Genomic DNA, 18,206 nt, shown 5'->3' on the forward strand with positions numbered 1-18,206 from the left:
GCTGGGAGAGGTTTTAAAAATGAGTTTTACGATAAATCCCGCATTCCGTTATCGAATGCCGATGTCCTTCGGGCCAGCTCCTGGACCGCGCCAAAAGCCCGGCGGTGGCATGTGGGCGGTCGAAGAGACCGGCCGGATGAACGCCGAGTGGATGGCCGTTACCTACAGAACTTTGCCCGAAAAGCTTGAGGCACTGCTTCCGCCGGGCATGGAACTGCGCGGCGAACCCTTGGTGACGGTGTCCTGCGCCTGGTTCAAGAATCTCTACTGGCTTGCGGGTCGTGGTTACGGGATTGTCGTGGTGGATTTTCCAGTCACCTACCGTGGCAAGACCGAGACGCTTGAAGGCACCTTCTGCCCCGTCTTGTGGGAAGGTGCGCCTGACGCCATCATGACCGGGCGCGATGAGCTTGGCTTTCCCAAGATGTTTGCCGATATTCCGGAAATCGAGCACGATAAGGCAGAAGGCACAGCTGCTTGCTCTGCCTCCTGGATGGGCTTCAAATTCTTCGATATCTCGCTGACCGACCTGGTCGAGGCTGGCAATGAGCCAGCACTTCCCGGAGCGGATAATGGTCCGTCGATGTATTACAAATATGTGCCCCGCACCAGTCCCGGCGGACGTGAGGGGGCCGATATTGCTTATGTGACCACCGCAGCAGCACCGCCCGAGACTGGCGGCAGGGTCGGCAATATCAATTTCGATGGCTTTGATTTCAAACGCTGGACGGCAAAAGGCAGCGTGGCGTGGCACCGGGCGACATTCGAGCAATTGCCGCTCAGCGCCCATGTCGTCAATGGAATGGCCGATCTGGACATTCTTGAAATCACGAAAGTGCAGATGGTGGCCTTTTCAGGCCCCGGTATTGCGGTTTCAGTCAACTCCATGCGTGCGGTCGAACCGTCTTAGATAGGGAATATTTTTATGAAATTGGCAAGATTCACAATCGATGGCGTGACCCGTCTGGGCAAGGTCGACAATCAGCGGATCGTTGATCTGACCGCCGTTGTTCCAGAGTATGGCCATTCGATGCGCCTGCTGTTGGAAGCCTATCCGACATTGCGGCCAGCGCTGGAGGCGGCCACCGAGCCGTCTTACCTGCTTGCGGATGTGCGGCTGGAAGCGCCGATCGCCGATCCACAGAAATTCCTGGCCATCGGCATGAATTATCAGGCCCATGCCGAAGAAGCGGCGGCTGCGGGGATCAAGACCCCTGAAAGCCAATTGTGGTTCAACAAACAGGTCAGTTGCATAAACGGACCTTACGGTGACATCGTCGTGCCTGCCGTTTCAAAGATGGTGGATTACGAGGCCGAACTCGGTTTCGTTATCGGCAAACGCTGCCGCCATGTGAGCCGTGAAGATGCCCGGAGCGTGATCGCCGGTTATCTTGTTGCAAACGATGTGACTGCCCGCGATTGGCAATTCCGTTCGCCCACCTACACATTGGGCAAATCATTCGACACCCATGGCCCCATCGGCCCCTGGATCACCACGGATGACGAGATAGCCGATCCGCATGACCTCACGTTGACCTTGTCGTTGAATGGAGAGGAGCGTCAGCGCTCATCGACCGGCGACATGATTTACCACATCTATGACCAGATCGCCTATTTATCGACGGTCATGACTTTGGAGCCTGGCGACGTCATTATCACAGGGACACCATCAAACGTCGGAATTGCGACGCAGACATTTCTGAAAGCCGGTGACGTCGTCCGCGTCGAGGTGCAGGGCTTAGGGAGCATTGAAAACCGCTGCGTTGCGGAAAACTAGGACCGTCTGGTTTAATCTCAACCACAGCCTCCTACATTATACGAAGGGACATTAAAGATGGCCTTTCGTATTCGTTTTGCAAATATCTCAAGCCTCTGCCGCATCTGAGATATTCGCAATGCCTTCTTCAAGGCGAGAATGCGTTGGCATTTTTGTTTTGATAGAGGGAGGAGACATGAAGTTTCTATCTGTGATGGTTGTCTGGGCTGTATGGATCACCTCGGCTCACGCACAAAGCATCAATGCCGGCAATCATCCTGTCTCCTCCACCAAGCCCTTCACTGCTAAAGAAGTCGCACGCTTCGACACTCCCTGGGCGCTCGCCTTTCTGCCTGACGGTCGAATGCTGGTGACGGAAAAGCCGGGCCTGATCTTTCTCGTCCTCCAAAACGGACGGAAAACGCCGGTTGCCAATGTCCCCGCCGTGGCCGCCGAAGGTCAGAACGGTCTTCTCGACATCGCCGTTTCCCCGAACTTTGAAAGGAACCGCGAGGTCTATTTTACCTATTCGGAACCGGGAGCGTCCGGCAGCCGTCTTGTTCTGTCCCGCGCGCAACTGGCTGCATCCGGCACAAGTGCCTCGCTGGAAGACATGAAGGTGATCTGGCGCCAGACGCCAGCTGGAGGTGGCGGGCAATCCGGAGGCATCATCGCTTTCGATCCAGATGGCACGCATCTTTATCTGACGGTTGGTGACCGGATGCGCCCGGATACGGCACAGGACCCCGACCAGGCGCGGGGCAAACTTCTGCGGCTCAATCTGGATGGCTCGACGCCTGCGGATAATCCCCATGCGGATCAAGGCGGCGTGAAAGCCCAAACCTTCACGACCGGCCATCGTAATCCCTATGGTCTTGCCTTTGGGCTTGATGGAAAACTATGGCTGCATGAAATGGGGCCGCGCGGTGGCGACGAACTCAATCTGATAAAAGCCAATGGCAATTATGGCTGGCCGCTGGTGTCGAATGGCGATAATTACCGCGGCACACGGATACCGCGTCACTCCACCAGGCCGGAGTTTATTGCCCCGGCTCTTTACTGGAACCCGGTGATCGCTCCGGCTGGCCTTGCGATCTATGACGGTCCAATGTTTCCGCAATGGCGCGGCTCGGCGCTGATTGGTGGCCTAGCATCCATGGCTTTGGTCAGGGTGACATTCGACGGTCAAGGTGGAGCGGAAGAGGCGGATCGCTTCGATATGGAAGCGCGCATCCGCGATGTCGCGGTTGCGCCTGATGGGGCGGTATGGGTTATCGAAGACGATAGTGAGGGGCGTCTATTGCGTCTGACGCCCGTCAAAGGGTGAGAATTGTTGGGTGATCGTCACCCCGCCTGCCCGGCGGGGTGCATTGAACTCAGGAGCGCGCTGATCTTCACGGTGCTGAAGTTTGAATAGGTGTCCGACACGGCATAGGGCAGGGCGATGAGGTCACCGTGGCGCATGGCGCCGCAGGAATAGACGACATTGGGCACGTAACCTTCACGCTCGGTTGGTTCCGGTTGCAACAAAGGCTCGACCGTGCGCGCCAGGATGATGCTGGGGTCCTCCTTGTCGAGAAGGGTGACGCCAATCGAATAGCGGCGCATCGGGCCAACCCCATGAGTAAAGAGCAACCATCCCTCATCGATCTCGACGGGTGATCCGCAATTGCCGATCTGAACGAACTGCCAGGCGAATTCCGGTTTCATCAGAACAAGACCCTCGTCCCAGTGATGGAGGTCGTCTGAATACAGCAGGAAGAGGTTTTCGCTGTCCTGACGCGCAATCATGGCAAAGCGCCCGTTGATGCGCCTTGGAAAAAGCGCCATGCCCTTGTTGCGGGCTGCCGGACCCCGCAGCGGGGTCAGCGTGAAATTCAGGAAATCCTGGGTTTCCAGAAGCTCAGAGCGGATCGACGAGCCACTATAGGCCGTGTAGGTGGCGAAATAGACGGTTTTGCCCTCGTCATCGAAAGCCACGAACCGGGCATCCTCTATCCCGTTCGATTGGGCTTCCGTGACCGGAAAGATCACGCGCTCGCTGAGGTCGCTTTCACTGTCAAAGCTGATGCCGATGCAACCTGCCGGCGACAAGCCGTCAGTGGCATGGACCTGGGGCAGGCCCGCAAGCCGGACCGGCGGATCGATGGTCACCGCTCCTTCGGCATCGATCATGCCTGTTCGGAAGGTCAGCGAAGAAATATGTCCTTCTCCAACGGCACGCAGGCTGATGATTACCCGGCAGCACCCTTGTGTCGTCCCGGTCTGGTCGGGATGTGCAACGATGCTCGGATTGAAGAGGGCTGCGGATTCGAACGAGTATTCGTTCATGAAATACGCGCCGACCAATTGTCTTTGCTGCTGACTGAAGCTTTGATGTTGGGAGAAGGCATCCTCCATCGCATCGGCCCGCAATTCGAACTGGCGCAGCAGGTTGCGATGCCGGCCTTCGAAATTGTCGAGAATGTCTCGCAGCTGGTTCGTCGTGCCGGTCGGATCGAGAGACAGGACACGATCGACAATTTCATTGGCCCGGTTTTTATCGCGCGGGTTCAGGTGGCGTGGTTCCGTCGAGGGCTTGAAGGGCCGGACGATGACACGGGTGGGATCAGGCCGGAGATAGAGGGCCTGCCGATTGAGGAGGCTTGAATGGGGCAAGGCTGATCCTTTTTTGATTGGGCGCTGGAAGAGTGCTTAGAGTTTGTCAGGGAAAAGTGGTCACCGGTTTTCCCGAAAAGACAAACGAAAACAAAAAACGAGGGTCTGTCTGGTTCAATTTGAACCTGACAGACTCTAAGAAAGCTGTTGTAGCTCTGCCAGCTTTGGTGCGGTCTGCGTCAGGCGGGCTGCCCGGCCAACTTCAAAGCAGGAGATCAAGTAGCAGAGCACGGATTCCGCTCCCCGGTTTTCGTTGGCCCGATCTGGATGCAATCCGTCCCGGCAACTGCCGGTTTCTGGATCGACTAAGGAAACACCGTGATCGTTGCTGCCGGTAAACCAGGTAAAGGTGCGCGTGGCGGCCTCCAGCCATGTCTTGTCGCGGGTGGCATCATAGGCGGCAAGGCAGGCGGAAATCGTCGCTGTCGCTTCCACCGGCTGCTGGTCGAAGAGCTTGGGCGCTTCGCCCACATCGAAAAATCCATCAGTGCCGACCGGCCTGAACTGGCCACCGGAAGCCGTCTGCTGGTGCATGAGCCAGCGTAGCGTCCTAAGACCCGTATCCACCATTTTGTCTGAGCCGGTTGCCATGCCTGTGGCGATCAGCGCTTGCGGAATTCGGGCGTTTTCGTAGGAGAGCCCGTCTTCAAACCAATGGCGGTCGGCTGTCGATACCTGGCGTTCGAGCCGCACCAGACGCTCAGCAAGCACTGTGCGCAGCTGTGCTGCCGTGTCGTCTTCTGGCGTGACGCTGCAATAGGCCTCGAGGCCGATCAAGGTGAAGGCCCAGGCCCGTGGCGAATGGAAATGTTCTACCACAGGGGCAGCTTTGGCAAACAGAGCCGCAGCCCAACGGCGGCGTGGACGGTCGTTATCGGACACTGCGCAAACTCCCAGCGCCCAGAGCGTTCTGCCATGGCTGTCTTCGGAGCCCTTGTCTTCCAGCCACCGGCGATCAAAGCTCATGAAGTTGCGAAACTGTTTCAGGTCTGGGTTCCAGGCATGCTGGATGAAACTGGCGAAAGAGGCGGTTCTAGCGTCATGGATGCCGGTTTCTCCGGCGCCAGCCAGATGGCAGGCAAGGATCAGCGCGCGCGCATTATCATCGACGCAGTAGCCGTGCGCACGGTCCGGCACGGAGAATACCGCATGCTGGAAGATGCCGGTATCGTCGCACATGGCATTGAAATGACCGAGTTTCAGGGTCGTGCCTTGCTGCGGGCGGGGCATGCTTTGCGTTATGAGATCGCGGATTAGGCGCGGCCGGTAGGCTGCGCGCGCTGTCTCGATGCTTTTCAGATAGAGCGACGCGATCTGCGGCCAGATCATCGATCGGCCAGTCTCATAGGCGGCCTTGCGCATCGCCTGACGCGCCTGATCATCACCCAGCAATCGGGCGATCGCCTCACCTGTCGCCTGCGCATCGCTGAACGGGACAAGGATGCCGCGATGGTCATCGAGAAGCTCACGGGCGTGCCAATAGGGGGTCGACACCACGGCGCTGCCCATGCCGAAACTGTAGGCCAGCGTTCCAGAGGTCATTTGTGCCTCGTCACGATAGGGCGTGACATACACATCGCACATGGCGATGAAATCGAGGAGCGTCGGCACATCGACGAACTGATTGAGAAAGACGACGGATCGTTCGACGCCGAGCTGTTCGGCACGGATGCGCAGGCTATCGCGATAAGCTTCCTTTTCGCGGCGCAGTAGCGTGGGATGGGTCGCTCCAAGCACGATATAAAGCGCGTCGGGCTGTACCTTCAAAATGGCCGGCATGGCATCGATGACCACTTCGATGCCCTTGTTGGGGGAAAGAAGTCCAAAGGTCAGAATGATCTGCCGCCCGCTATAACCCATCTTGCCTTTGGCAAGCTCCGGGTCGTGGAAGGCTTTGTCGGGAATGCCGTGAGCGATGACATCGATCTTGCCGGGGTCCACGCCGTATACATTTTCGAGAAACTCGCGTCCCTTGTCGGCCATGACCACCACTCGGCTCGAGGCCCGGGCGACCTGTTGCAGCACCCGTTTCTGGGACGGTGTCGGCTCGGCAAGGATGGTGTGGAATGTCGTGATGACGGGAATTCGCAGGTGTGACAGCAGGGTGAGAATGAATTCGCCATCCGGGCCACCGAAAATACCGAACTCGTGTTGCAATGAGACGGCCCGGTAATCCCCATTATTCAGAATACGGGCCGCAGTCACATAGTCCTCGATCTCGCCATCGCGGATGTCAAACACGACATTGGCCGGATAGGCGTAGTTCAGCTTGTCATCCGTCATCGCGACGATGCTGGTCTCTATACCCTCTGCCGGATTGGACATGGCGTGGCTGAGATCGGTGGTGAACGTGGCGATCCCGCACTGCCTTGGAAGCGAATTACCGATAAATGCGATACGCTTGGTCTTGATCATCAGAGGTTCCCTTCAGAACGCCGTCGCCGGTGGGTTGACTGCCGGCTCGTCCCTGGACCGGGAGCCTGCGATGGTGTGAACAGTGAGTGTCTTCTGGTTCCTCTTGAACCTGGCGCAGCTATCCAGTTGCGGCGACGGATGTCGTCCGATCCTTTTCCATGGCAGCGTCCAGATCGAAATTGTCGATGGCGACAAGGCTTGTTGTCGCTCCCCTGGCAATTTCGATCAGCGTTGCCACCCGCCGATAGGCGAGCCAGGAAATACCGGTAATCTGTTCCTCATCATCCTTGACCTGATAGTCACCGGCGGGCTGCGTACCCTCAAGACCGGGAAGGGTGAACGGACATTTGAAATGGACGATACGGCTTGTGGTTCTGGTAAACATCGATCTGGCTTCCTTGAACGGGCATGGCAGGATCATCAGGCTGGCACGGCGGGTTCGGCACGGCATGAACCGTGTTGCGCAATTTAAAAAAATGGAGGCGCCGCATTTATAGACGGTGAGTTGCAATCTGGGAGCTGGAATTCAACCGTTCCGTAACGAGGCTGAAACTGTTTTATCAAAGTCATAAGCGACAAAACGAATGCCTTGCGCAGATGGAGCCATCATAAAACGAGTGACGTTTCGGCGCAGGCCCGGTTTAATCGTGAGATATCCCAGGCAAGTGCTTTGTGATGCCTTTGGTGCCAGGCCGAGGCGCACGTTGCCAATTGGCTTGGAAGGGTCGATTGGCTTGAAAGGAGTGTCGGAAGACATTTCGTCCTCCTTTATTGGGGCCAGGGTGCGTGCCGCCCAGAAAATGACAGTGCCCTTACAATGGCTGACATCGAGATAGAAGTGGGGTTCTGCGTCCAGATTGCAAGGCGCGATTGTGATTTATCTCGTGGCACCTCCCTCAATCACGTGTTTCCAAGATAGTCTACCCGGTCTCGCTTGGCGTAACCGCTGACGTCAGCGGTTACGATCATTTTTTGGAGCGGAGATCAGGATTTTTGCCGATCAATCGTCCAGAGGCACGGATGCTTTTCCGAGTTTTACCGAGGGCTCCCGAGCCCAGACGCGAAGCTTGCCCAGCTTTTCGATGAAATCGGCAAGACCATCTTCTCCGGGGAGACCAATGGTGCCTTCATCGAGATCTTCGGTTATGCCAGCCTTCTCCAAAAGGGGCATGGCGCTTTGCGTATAACCGATGAACTTGCAGTGCTGAAAGGCGTCGGCAACAAAATCCCGTGCCGTTGCTTCCTTCACAAGATCTGCCATGCCCGCATCTGAGGCCAGAATTGCCACGGCGTCGAACAAGACGGATGGCCCGCCATCGATCATATGATGCGCTTCGATCCAGGTTCCGTCGGAACCCGTCACCCCGCCAACCTTCGGGGCAATCAACTCGAATTCGGCTTTTACCGCGGTGACAGCGCCAGTCAGCGCCTTGAGGAGCTTCACGTCCACACCATCGGTGATCAGAATGCCGAGTTTGCGGCCTTCGAAGCGCTTGGGGCCGCGCTTGATGATGCTGAGTGCAGGGGACGGCTCAAGGTCGTCGCGTGTCGGCACTGCCGTATCAGCCGGCTTGGGCATGCTTTTGAAGCCCAGTTTTTCCGCAACGGTCGTGGCGAGCGTTTCATCGATATTCATCAGATGCGCCACCATCCGTTCCCGGATAACAGGCATTTCCACCTTGCTCAGCTCGAAAGTGAGAGCGGCTGCAATGTGGCGCTGTTCCGGAGGCGTCTGGCTGATATAGAATTGCTTGGCCTGGCTGTAGTGGTCGGCAAAGCTTTCCGGGCGCAGGCGAACCTTTGCGCCCTGTTCCTCAGCAGGGAAATGACGATAGCCGCGCGTTGGCGATTCCCGCGGTCCCTCACCGAAGGAGTTGGGCTGATAATTCGCCCGACCGACCGGATTGCGCATCGCCATATGGCCATCCTGCTGGAAATGCGCGAAGGGACACTTCGGCGCATTGATCGGCAAATGGGTGAAATTCGGTCCGCCCAGACGTTTCAGCTGGGTGTCGAGATAGGAGAAGTTGCGGCCTTGCAACAAAGGGTCGTTGCTGAAATCGATCCCCGGCGGAACATTCTGGGTCATGAATGCCACTTGCTCGGTCTCTGCAAAGAAATTATCCGGCATCCGATCCAGCACCAGACGACCGATTGCCTTCGGCGGCAGGATTTCTTCCGGGATGATCTTTGTCGGGTCGAGGACGTCGAAATCAAAGTTGTCGGCGAATTGCTGGTCGAACAGCTGGACCTGCAATTCCCATTCGGGAAAGTTTCCGGATTGAATCGATTGCCAGAGATCGCGTCGATGGAAATCCGGATCGGCACCATTGATTTTGACCGCTTCATTCCACGCCACTGACTGAAGACCGAGCTTCGGTTTCCAATGAAACTTCACGAAGGTGGATTCGTCATTGGCATTGACGAAGCGGAACGTATGGACGCCGAAACCCTCCATGAAACGGAACGACCGTGGGATTGTCCGATCCGACATGATCCACATGATCATGTTCATGCTCTCGGGCGTCAGAGAGATGAAATCCCAGAAATTGTCGTGGGCGGTCTGCGCCTGGGGGAATGCCCGGTCCGGCTCTTGTTTGGCGGCGTGGATAAGATCGGGAAACTTGATGGCATCCTGAATGAAAAACACCGGAATGTTGTTGCCAACCAGATCCCAGTTGCCTTCCTTCGTGTACATTTTCACCGCAAAGCCGCGTACGTCGCGGGCAAGGTCGGCTGAGCCCTTGTTTCCCGCTACCGTCGAAAACCGAACGAAAACAGGGGTTTTTTCACCGGGCCGCTGGAACACGTCGGCGCGCGTATAGTCCGCCAGGGACTCGTAGGTTTCGAAGAAACCGTGAGCGCCATAGCCGCGCGCATGAACAACGCGCTCTGGAATGCGCTCATGATCAAAATGGAAAATTTTCTCTCTGAAATGGAAGTCGTCAACGACAAGCGGACCGCGATCACCGATGCGAAGGGAGTTCTGATCGTCTGCGACAGGGCCGCCCTGGGCAGTGGTCAAAACCGCATCGCCTTCGGCGATCTGGTGAAGTTCGCCACCCGCGCCGCGCACAAGTTTCTGATCGTGGATGGTGGCCTCATTCGAGATTGCAGCCGCATTCTTGCCTGAGGTTTGGGACCGTTGCTTTGGCATATTCTCTCCGCGATTTTGTTGAGGTACAAAAGCGAACTGAATACGCAGCTGTTGGTTCCATTATTTTCGCCCGCAACCGGTCAAAATGCGACCCGGACATCTGCCGCGGCGCATTCCATCACCATCAGAAATGCTCCCTGGTTTTCGCGAAACAGGTGGTCAAAGGCACCAAGGCTCTGTCTGTTTGGGTGACTTCAGAATATTTGGCGCAGGACCACGTAAAGCACAAAGGCGATGGCAATCGAGGCTGGCAGCGTCAAAACCCAGGCCATCAGCATGTTGCGGACTGTGGACCATTGCAGGCCGGAACCGTTGGCGGTCATCGTGCCGGCAACCCCCGATGACAGGACATGGGTCGTTGATACCGGCAGGCCGAAATGGTCGGCGGCTCCAATCGTCACCATGGCGACGATTTCAGCGGCTGCACCCTGGCCATAGGTGAGATGGGTTTTGCCGATCTTTTCGCCGACAGTGACGACGATGCGCCGCCAGCCGATCATCGTTCCCAGGCCAAGCGCCAGTGCCACGGCAACCTTCACCCAGGTCGGAATGAACTTCGTCGCATTGTCGACTGCCTTGTGATAGGCGCTGACGGCAGCAAGATCGCTTGCCTCCATCGGCAGCAGCTTCTGCTTGTCGATCAGCTTCAGAGCCTCACCGATCAGATAGATATCGTTTCTGATATTTTGCACCAAATGGCTCGGGACTGCTTCCAGGGTTGGGAAAGCGGCGACTTCCGCGCTTGTCGCGTGGATATATTGCTGGAGGGCGAATGTCGTGTTGTCGCTCCAGGTCTTGGTCTTGACGGCATCCGCGACGGTGGCTTTTGCATCTGCAACCGACACACCGGGCTTGATATATTTGCCGAGCGCGGTTTCGACCTGTGCCGAGGAGGATTTATAGGCTTCGAGATAATTCACATCCGGTGTGCGATTAAGGGCGAAGGCCGTCGGCACCAGGCCGATCAGGATCAGCATGATCAGGCCCATGCCTTTCTGGCCGTCGTTCGATCCATGCGCAAAACTGACGCCGGTGCAGGTGAAGATCAACAGGCCTCTGATCCAGAGCGGCGGCGGCTGATTGGTTTTCGGCTCCTGGTAGAGCGCCTTGTTCTTCACGAACAGTTTCATGGCCAATAGCAGGATTGCGGAAAAGCCAAAGCCGATCAGCGGTGAGATCAACAGGGACAGGCCGATATTGGTCGCTTGCGACCAGTCGACGCCGCTGGTTGCCGAACCAGCTGGTGCCAGAAACTGATTGGCGAGACCGACGCCGATAATCGAGCCGACCAAAGTGTGTGAACTGGAGGAGGGCAGGCCCAGATACCAAGTGCCGAGGTTCCAGACGATGGCGGCGATCAGCAGGGCAAACACCATGGCAAGGCCGGAGCCTGAGCCAACCTGAAGGATCAGTTCCACCGGGAGAAGGGAAAGAATACCGAAGGCGACAGCGCCGCTCGATGTCAGAACGCCGAGAAAATTGAAAAATCCCGACCACATGACCGCGAATTCAGCGGGCATCGAGCGGGTGTAAATCACCGTGGCGACGGCATTTGCCGTATCGTGAAAGCCGTTGACGAATTCAAACCCAAGAGCGATCAGCAGCGCCAGGCCGAGCAAAATCCATGGAACTGCGACGGTGCTGGTGAGGTCCTGGCCAAGCGCATAGGCGATATATCCAAGTCCAAGCAACAGCACGATACCGAAGACCGGTAAGAACCACTTTCCGGTTCCATGGGGTCGATCGAGAGGATGGCTAGCGCTGTTTATCTGCGAACTTGAAGATGCTAATTCAGCCATTCCAGATCCTCACATTTGATATCTGTCATTTGTTGAGGAGTTTTGGAGCCTTTGAATGAACCTTTCATGACACCCAGTGTCTGTCGGCTTCAAATTAACCCCGAAAGGCACTCGTTGTGTCTGATGGCTTTTGTCTATCGGTCTCGTATCGTGGCTGTGTGCGACTATACTGCTGTCGGGTGATTGTGTTGCAGATAGCGCGTGAATTCAGGCTTCAGACACCTCATTGCAGGCGACATCTGTCCGATCACGTCACCCTGTTCTCGGTCAGGCTCTGAGAGACGCCGGAGAACCTGCACCGCCGTCTCCAGCGATGCAGGTTCCGTTGTCGGCTTATCGCTGTACCGAGATGAAATGATCCGTGGTGAACTCTTCAACGGCCCATTTGCCGTTAAAGCGTCCGAGACCGGAGTTTTTCTCTCCACCAAACATCACATGCGGATAGTCATGGATGGTGATGTCGTTGATATGGGACATTCCAGCTTCAATCTGCTGAGCAAAGGCCAATCCACGGCCCTCATCACGGGTGAAGACGGCGCTGGAAAGGCCAAATTCGGTATCATTGGCGAAGGCCAAGGCCTGTGCTTCGTCTTGGGCGCGGATGATGGGTGCGACCGGGCCGAAGATCTCATTGCGGGCGAAGTCGGAATCATTGGTCACGTCGGCGAAGACATGCGGTGCCACCACCCGTCCCTCGATTGGGCCGGATACGCATTCGCGGAATCCGCTGTCGCGGGCCCGCGCAATACTTGCGGTCACGCTGCGCAGCTGGCTGTCGTTGCAAAGCGGGCCGATCAAGGTATCCGGCTCGTTCGGGTTTCCGAATTTGATCGTTTTTACCGCAGCAGTGAAAGCCTCGACGAAGTTGTCATAAATCGAGGCATCGACGATAATGCGGTTTGTGCTCATGCAGATTTGGCCTTGATGCATGAAGCGGCCTATCAGAGCTGCTCCCACGGCCTTTTCCACTCAGACTGTAGATCGCAGCCGGATAAATTCAGAAATCCACCCGATATGATCTTTCCTGTCCAGCCATCGACACGGCCGGGTATTCCTATTCCAATCGCCGCGGCGTGCGCACCGTCCATCTCGTGGATCAGGCTCTTTATAAGAGTAACGGCCTTGGATGGGTCGCGGCTGCCTGTAACCGACGTCTTACGGATGATTTCGCCTTTTGGCGAAATCTGTGCCGCACGCATGTTGGTTCCGCCGACATCGATGCCGATAGAGAACAATTGAAGAGACATGACATCCGCCGATCTTACGCCGCAACTCTCTGCTTGTTGCGATAGCGCCCGATGATGTCTTGAATATCATGCAATCGGGACACGGCAATTGTCGAAAGCTTCTGTTGTGAGACATTTCGGTCGAGGTCGATACAATCTTTCCAAAGGGAACGGCCAGCGATGACGCCGGAGGCGCCGTTCTTCATGGCGGCCTCGACCTGATGAAGAAAGGTTTCATGGTCGACGCCAGCCGAAAGCACGGCCCAAGGGACGTCCCCGGCAACCTTGGTGACTTCGGCGCAGGCTTGTTCAGAGCCGGGATAAGGAATTTTCAGAACTTTGGACCCCAGTTCCAGGCAGGCGCGCGAGCCTTCGACGATAAGCTGCGGAATCTTGGCCTGATAGTCTTCGCGGCTTTCGCCTTCAAGTTGGTAGGTCAGGAATTCGACGACCAGAAGAAAGTCTTCGCGGGCGAAATCTTCAATAGTCTTCTTCAAGGTTTTAAGGTTTGCAACGTTTGCCGCCGGGGTATCCATCCGCAGATAGACCATGATCTTGCCGCCGGTGGCACCAAGAGCGCGAACGCGCCGCGCATCGACACCTTCCACCATCTTGGAAATGCGATAGCCTTCTGGCGATGTGTCCCACCCGGAGGCATCGATACCGATCAGAAGGGCGGTATCCCTTGGAAGGATGTCGTTGTCGATCAGCCCAGGTACGGCGCAGACTGGGTCGACGAGCACGCAGCCGGCATGAGAGGCGAGATAGCGCGCAATGTCAGCCTTGGTTTCTCCAAGAATGTCATTGCCGATTTTCGCTTGTTCTTCCGGGGTCGCGGCAAGAATGGAGCGCATACCACCGCGCTGGTCGCATGCAATAACCATCATGGATCCGCTACCGTCGCAAATTTGATGGTATCCGCGTCGTTCTGCCGTCGTCATTGCCGTCATGTGTCCACTCCGAAAGAAATTGCAGGCAAAAGCGGGCACCGCAAAGCTTTAGCCATGCGCGGGCTCTCCTGCGTCAGGTGATTTGATGATGCCGTGAAAGTCGCAGGGCCTTGGACGTCATAGGGCCTGGGAAGTCACAGGGAAGGGCGCCGTATTGCATTGAGTCCGGAGCCGTTTCAGTGTAGCCTTCCCGCTTCGTGTAACACATTTCAGAAAGGAATTACAAGCTGCTTCCGCAAACTTCACAGGATACTGCGTCCCGGGCGACATTGCATATGGTCGCAAAGATGCATTACGAAGCGGAGATGCCTCAGGTTGAGATCGCGCGCAAGCTTGGAATCTCGACCGCGACCGTCTCCCGTTTGCTTCAACGGGCCAGGGTGCTTGGGATCGTCAAGATCGAGGTGCTTGACCTTGTCTCGCCCGCCGGTCTGACCCAGGAACTGATCGAGGCGCTGTCCCTGAAGAGGGCGGCGGTGATCGATACGCCATCGACAGGTGTTCTGGGTGCGCTGGCAAAGCCGCTGGGCGATTTGCTCAAGGAAGAAGGGCTGGCCGCAGGGTCGGTCATCGGTATCGGTTGGGGGCGTGCCATACGTGAGGTTATTGCCGCAGGTTTGCCGCGTATTCCTGGCATTATCGCCGTTGCGTTGAACGGTGGTCTCCAGCAATCAGCGCCGCATTTCCAGATTAGCGAATTTGTCCGCCAGGCCGCCGATCAACTGGGTGGAAGCGCCCATTTCCTGCACGCGCCTTATCTTTCCTCAGCCGAATTGAAGGATGCCTTTCTTGCCGATGCATTCGTGCAGGAAACGACGAAGCTTTGGGATCGCCTGGATTGCGCGATTGTCGGCATAGGCTTGCCGCACGCTATCAATCCGCCTGAGGCGAGTGCGGCGACAGTGAATGAGCGCGCCATTGGAGGCGCGGTTGGTGACGTCATCAGGCACTATGTCGATATCAACGGCAAGCTTTTGTCCTGGGATGGGGAAGAGCGAATGATTGCGGCATCCAGCCAGCAGCTTTGCAAGGCCAAACTGTCTATCGGCGTGGCCGCGACCGTTGAAAAAGCGGCTGGAATCATCGGCGCCGTCCGTTCCGGAATGATCAATTCCCTGGTCACCGACGCCAATACCTGCATCGCAATTCTCAATCTGCTCCAACAGAATGGGCCTTCTCAGGGCGAGGAAAAACAAATGAAAGCGAAAAAGAAATAAGTTTCTGAAAAAAATTTCTTGACGGCGAACTGAAAACGGCGTGATGATGCTGTCGTGAATTGAGTGCTTAATTCACGGGAGATGACTGTTTCGATTTGGGAGGAGAGAAACATGGAACGTCGGCGTTTTCTTCAATCTGCGACCGCGCTTGCCTTGTCCGCACCGGCTGTCCTGGCGGTTACGCGTGCCCAGGCTCAAAGTAAGAAATTCACAATTGCTCTTATTCCGGGCCTGACCACAGATGCATTTTATATCACGATGCACAAGGGTGCAGAGGCGGCAGCGGCTGCGATTGGCGCGAAGATCATTTTTCAAGGCGCTCCAGACTTCAATCCGGTGACACAAGTTCCGGTCCTTGACGCGGTCATTGCGAAAAAGCCGGACGCCATTCTCATCGCTCCCACCGATACGACCCAATTGGTGCAGCCGCTCAAGAAAGCTGCCGATGCCGGCATTCCGTTGATCACTGTCGATACCTTCATCGGTAGCGGCGACTATCAGATCGGTACGGGAGATGCGGATTTTCCGTTGTCCTATATCGCATCCGACAATGTTCTGGGTGGCGAAATCGCAGCCCGCGCGCTCGCTTCGGCGATTGGAGACAAAGGCAAGGTCTATGTCTCCAACGTCAAGCCCGGCGTGTCGACAACGGACCAGCGGGAGCAAGGATTCAAGGCCGAGATGGCCAAGCACCCCGCTATCACCGTTCTCGAAACGCAGTTCAATGACAATGATGCCAATAAGGCTGCGTCCCAACTCCAGGCGGTTTATGCCCGTAATCCTGATTTGGCCGGTGTCTTCGGTGCCAATCTGTTTTCCGGGCTTGGATCGGCGAACGGCGTCCAGCAGGCTGGTCAATCCGGCACGATCAAGATCGTGGCGTTCGACGCCCCAGGCTCGGTGGTGGACAATCTGAAATCCGGCCTTATCGATTTTGCGATTGCCCAGCACCCCGCAGAAATCGGGTATTACGGGGTGATCTCTGCCTACGCGCACCTGACCGGGCAGTCCATCCCAACCAAGATTGGGACTGGCTTTACGGTCATCAACAAGAGCAACGTGACTGATCCTGCGATCGCTCGGTTCATCTACGCTGAATAGACTCCACGGCCTCGTTAAAACGTCAGCCAAGGCTGATCGGACGCCAGGATAAGCGTCCAAATCCCTTCATTGATCGCCGACCAGAACTCAGGATGGAATTCATGCTGGAAAACCAGACCATGGCGCCCGAGAACACCCACGCCATCGCACCTCAGGCAGACCATGCCGACGTCACCAAGACGATCGTGCAGCGTATCGCTCAGTTGCGGGCATGGGTCTTTCTGGCCGCACTTATTGTGATCTTCGAGATTTGGGCGCAGACAGATTTTGGAGGGACGTTCGTTGGTTCACCCTTCAATTGGCAATCGGTCGCGGTCTTTGCCGTTGCGCCCCTTCTTTTGGCAATCGGCCAGACCTTCGTCATCATCTCTGGCGGCATAGATCTTTCTGCGGGTTTCATCATGGGGCTTGCGGCGGTCGTCGCTGCCCACGCCACCAATTATTTCGGGGTTTTCATGCCTTTGCCGGCTGCGATGGTGTGCGGCATCCTCGTCGCTATCCTCGCCGCGACAATTCCAGGCATCATCAACGGTCTGCTGATCTCCAGGCTCAACGTACCCCCTTTTATCGGCACGCTCGGCATGTTCGGCGTTGCCAGAGGCGCGGCTTTCCTTCTTGCCGGAGGAACAACCGTGCCGGTCAAGAACTCCTACTTCGCGATGCTGGGGAATGGACGGATAGAGGGCATACCGTATCTCGTTCTGGTAACCGCCGTTTTCGTGCTGGTAATGCATTATATTCTCAGCCAGACCCGATTTGGACAGCATAATTATGCGATCGGCGCCAATGCCCAGGCATCACGCCGGGCAGGTATCGATATCAAAGGCCATATTTTGCGGCTTTATATCCTGTCTTCGGTCTGTGCAGGCCTTGGCGGCGCATTATACGCCGCGCGCTTCACGGCAGGCGCTGCCCAGGCTGGGGAACCCTTGCTTCTCGACAGCGTGGCTGCCGTCGTAATTGGCGGCGCCAGCCTGTTTGGAGGCTCTGGAACAATCATCGGCACGGTGGCGGGCGCCCTGGTCATTGCGGTCATCCAGTATGGCCTTGTCTTCATGAATGTTGAGCCATTCTGGCAATTCATTGCCGTTGGCGTCGTTATCATCATTTCCGTTCTTATCGATCAGGCGCAACGCCGCTTCAGTGGAGTCAAACATGCTGAGTAATGTCGCACCCCTTCTTGAAGTCCGCAATTTTTCCCGGCATTTCGGCGCTGTGAAAGCCCTTGATAATTGTTCGCTGACGGTCGGTGCCGGTGAAGTCGTGGCTTTGGCCGGAGACAATGGCGCCGGAAAGACCACGATGATCAAGGCGATCTCGGGTGTCTATTCCCCGACATCGGGTGAAATTCTAATCGATGGACAGCCGGTTGCTTTTTCCTCACCGCAGGATGCGCGGGAAAAAGGGATCGAGACCATCTACCAGGATCTGGCGCTCGCCGATAATCTGTCCATTGGCGCCAATATTTTTCTTGGCCGTGAGCCAATGAAACGCGCTTTCGGCTTTATTCCCGTCCTTGATCGGAAGGCGATGGCCAAGGCCGCAGCCGATACCATGGCGCTTCTCGACTTTCATGTGAAGCGATTGGATGCTCCGGTCAGCAACTTTTCGGGCGGACAGCGCCAGGCGGTGGCAATCGGTCGGGCGGTTTACTGGAATGCCAAGATCCTGATCATGGACGAACCGACAGCGGCGCTGGGCGTGCCGGAACAGCGTAAAGTTGTCGCATTGATCAAATCGCTGAAAGCCCAGGGGAGAGGCGTTATTTTCATCTCCCATAACCTCCAGGACATATTTGCCGTATCGGACCGTATCGTTGTCCTGAGACGGGGTATTGTCGCGGGAACGCGCAATATTGCCGATACCAACCACGACGAAATCGTCAAGCTGATGATTGGTGGCTAATCCAAGAATTCACCAAGAAAAT

At 56.4% G+C, this 18,206-nt stretch carries 16 protein-coding genes; 7 read left to right on the forward strand and 9 right to left on the reverse strand.

The genetic code is table 11. From position 1 onward, the window contains the following. Positions 1-19 precede the first annotated feature (19 nt). The 3 genes from V6582_RS24200 to V6582_RS24210 all read left to right on the forward strand — a co-directional run bounded on the left by V6582_RS24200 (position 20) and on the right by V6582_RS24210 (position 3,083). On the forward strand, positions 20-910 hold the full coding sequence (locus tag V6582_RS24200; protein ID WP_156630351.1) for an acetoacetate decarboxylase family protein: 891 nt from the start codon (positions 20-22) through the stop codon (positions 908-910). A gap of 15 nt (positions 911-925) precedes the next feature. Next, entirely contained in the window at positions 926-1,777 is an 852-nt protein-coding gene (locus V6582_RS24205; RefSeq protein WP_156630350.1) for a fumarylacetoacetate hydrolase family protein, read from the forward strand. Positions 1,778-1,952: 175 nt separating this feature from the next. Beyond that, complete coding sequence (locus V6582_RS24210; RefSeq protein WP_156630349.1) at positions 1,953-3,083, forward strand: PQQ-dependent sugar dehydrogenase; 1,131 nt, start codon at positions 1,953-1,955, stop codon at positions 3,081-3,083. A 17-nt stretch (positions 3,084-3,100) separates the two neighbouring features. Here the strand turns inward: V6582_RS24210 and V6582_RS24215 are convergent, their stop codons facing one another. The 9 genes from V6582_RS24215 to V6582_RS24255 all read right to left on the reverse strand — a co-directional run bounded on the left by V6582_RS24215 (position 3,101) and on the right by V6582_RS24255 (position 13,961). After that, entirely contained in the window at positions 3,101-4,414 is a 1,314-nt protein-coding gene (locus V6582_RS24215; protein WP_156630348.1) for a glycoside hydrolase family 130 protein, read from the reverse strand. Positions 4,415-4,549: 135 nt separating this feature from the next. Then, positions 4,550-6,829, reverse strand: coding sequence for a glycosyltransferase family 4 protein (locus V6582_RS24220; RefSeq protein ID WP_156630347.1), 2,280 nt, complete (start codon positions 6,827-6,829; stop codon positions 4,550-4,552). A 118-nt stretch (positions 6,830-6,947) separates the two neighbouring features. Beyond that, the gene (locus V6582_RS24225; RefSeq protein WP_156630346.1) at positions 6,948-7,214 is read right to left on the reverse strand and encodes a hypothetical protein; all 267 of its coding nucleotides are present in this window, start codon (positions 7,212-7,214) and stop codon (positions 6,948-6,950) included. Between the two features lie 141 nt (positions 7,215-7,355). After that, the gene (locus tag V6582_RS24230; protein ID WP_156630345.1) at positions 7,356-7,586 is read right to left on the reverse strand and encodes a hypothetical protein; all 231 of its coding nucleotides are present in this window, start codon (positions 7,584-7,586) and stop codon (positions 7,356-7,358) included. 243 nt (positions 7,587-7,829) lie between these two features. Beyond that, entirely contained in the window at positions 7,830-9,986 is a 2,157-nt protein-coding gene (gene catE / locus V6582_RS24235) for a catalase C (RefSeq protein ID WP_156630344.1), read from the reverse strand. Between the two features lie 194 nt (positions 9,987-10,180). Beyond that, positions 10,181-11,785 carry an inorganic phosphate transporter gene (locus V6582_RS24240; protein ID WP_156630343.1) on the reverse strand — a complete coding sequence of 535 codons (1,605 nt, stop codon included), beginning with the start codon at positions 11,783-11,785 and terminating at the stop codon, positions 10,181-10,183. Positions 11,786-12,118: 333 nt separating this feature from the next. Then, positions 12,119-12,694: an aldehyde dehydrogenase family protein gene (locus V6582_RS24245; RefSeq protein WP_234889548.1), complete on the reverse strand. Its 576-nt coding sequence runs from the start codon at positions 12,692-12,694 to the stop codon at positions 12,119-12,121. 32 nt (positions 12,695-12,726) lie between these two features. After that, positions 12,727-13,032, reverse strand: coding sequence for an ROK family protein (locus tag V6582_RS24250; protein ID WP_234889547.1), 306 nt, complete (start codon positions 13,030-13,032; stop codon positions 12,727-12,729). A gap of 14 nt (positions 13,033-13,046) precedes the next feature. After that, on the reverse strand, positions 13,047-13,961 hold the full coding sequence (locus V6582_RS24255; protein ID WP_156630342.1) for a tagatose-bisphosphate aldolase: 915 nt from the start codon (positions 13,959-13,961) through the stop codon (positions 13,047-13,049). Positions 13,962-14,236: 275 nt separating this feature from the next. Between V6582_RS24255 and V6582_RS24260 the strand changes: the two genes are divergently transcribed. The 4 genes from V6582_RS24260 (at position 14,237) to V6582_RS24275 (ending at position 18,184) form a co-directional block, all read left to right on the forward strand. Continuing rightward, on the forward strand, positions 14,237-15,178 hold the full coding sequence (locus tag V6582_RS24260) for a sugar-binding transcriptional regulator (protein WP_156630341.1): 942 nt from the start codon (positions 14,237-14,239) through the stop codon (positions 15,176-15,178). A 111-nt stretch (positions 15,179-15,289) separates the two neighbouring features. Continuing rightward, positions 15,290-16,279 carry an ABC transporter substrate-binding protein gene (locus V6582_RS24265; RefSeq protein ID WP_156630340.1) on the forward strand — a complete coding sequence of 330 codons (990 nt, stop codon included), beginning with the start codon at positions 15,290-15,292 and terminating at the stop codon, positions 16,277-16,279. A gap of 119 nt (positions 16,280-16,398) precedes the next feature. Continuing rightward, on the forward strand, positions 16,399-17,445 hold the full coding sequence (locus V6582_RS24270) for an ABC transporter permease subunit (RefSeq protein WP_156630439.1): 1,047 nt from the start codon (positions 16,399-16,401) through the stop codon (positions 17,443-17,445). Then, positions 17,435-18,184, forward strand: a complete 750-nt coding sequence (locus tag V6582_RS24275) for an ATP-binding cassette domain-containing protein (protein WP_197434268.1) — start codon at positions 17,435-17,437, stop codon at positions 18,182-18,184. The genes V6582_RS24270 and V6582_RS24275 overlap by 11 nt, the downstream gene beginning before the upstream one ends. Positions 18,185-18,206: the final 22 nt, after the last annotated feature.

This window comes from Agrobacterium vitis, from assembly GCF_037039395.1.
Taxonomy (GTDB): Bacteria; Pseudomonadota; Alphaproteobacteria; order Rhizobiales; family Rhizobiaceae; genus Allorhizobium; species Allorhizobium vitis_E.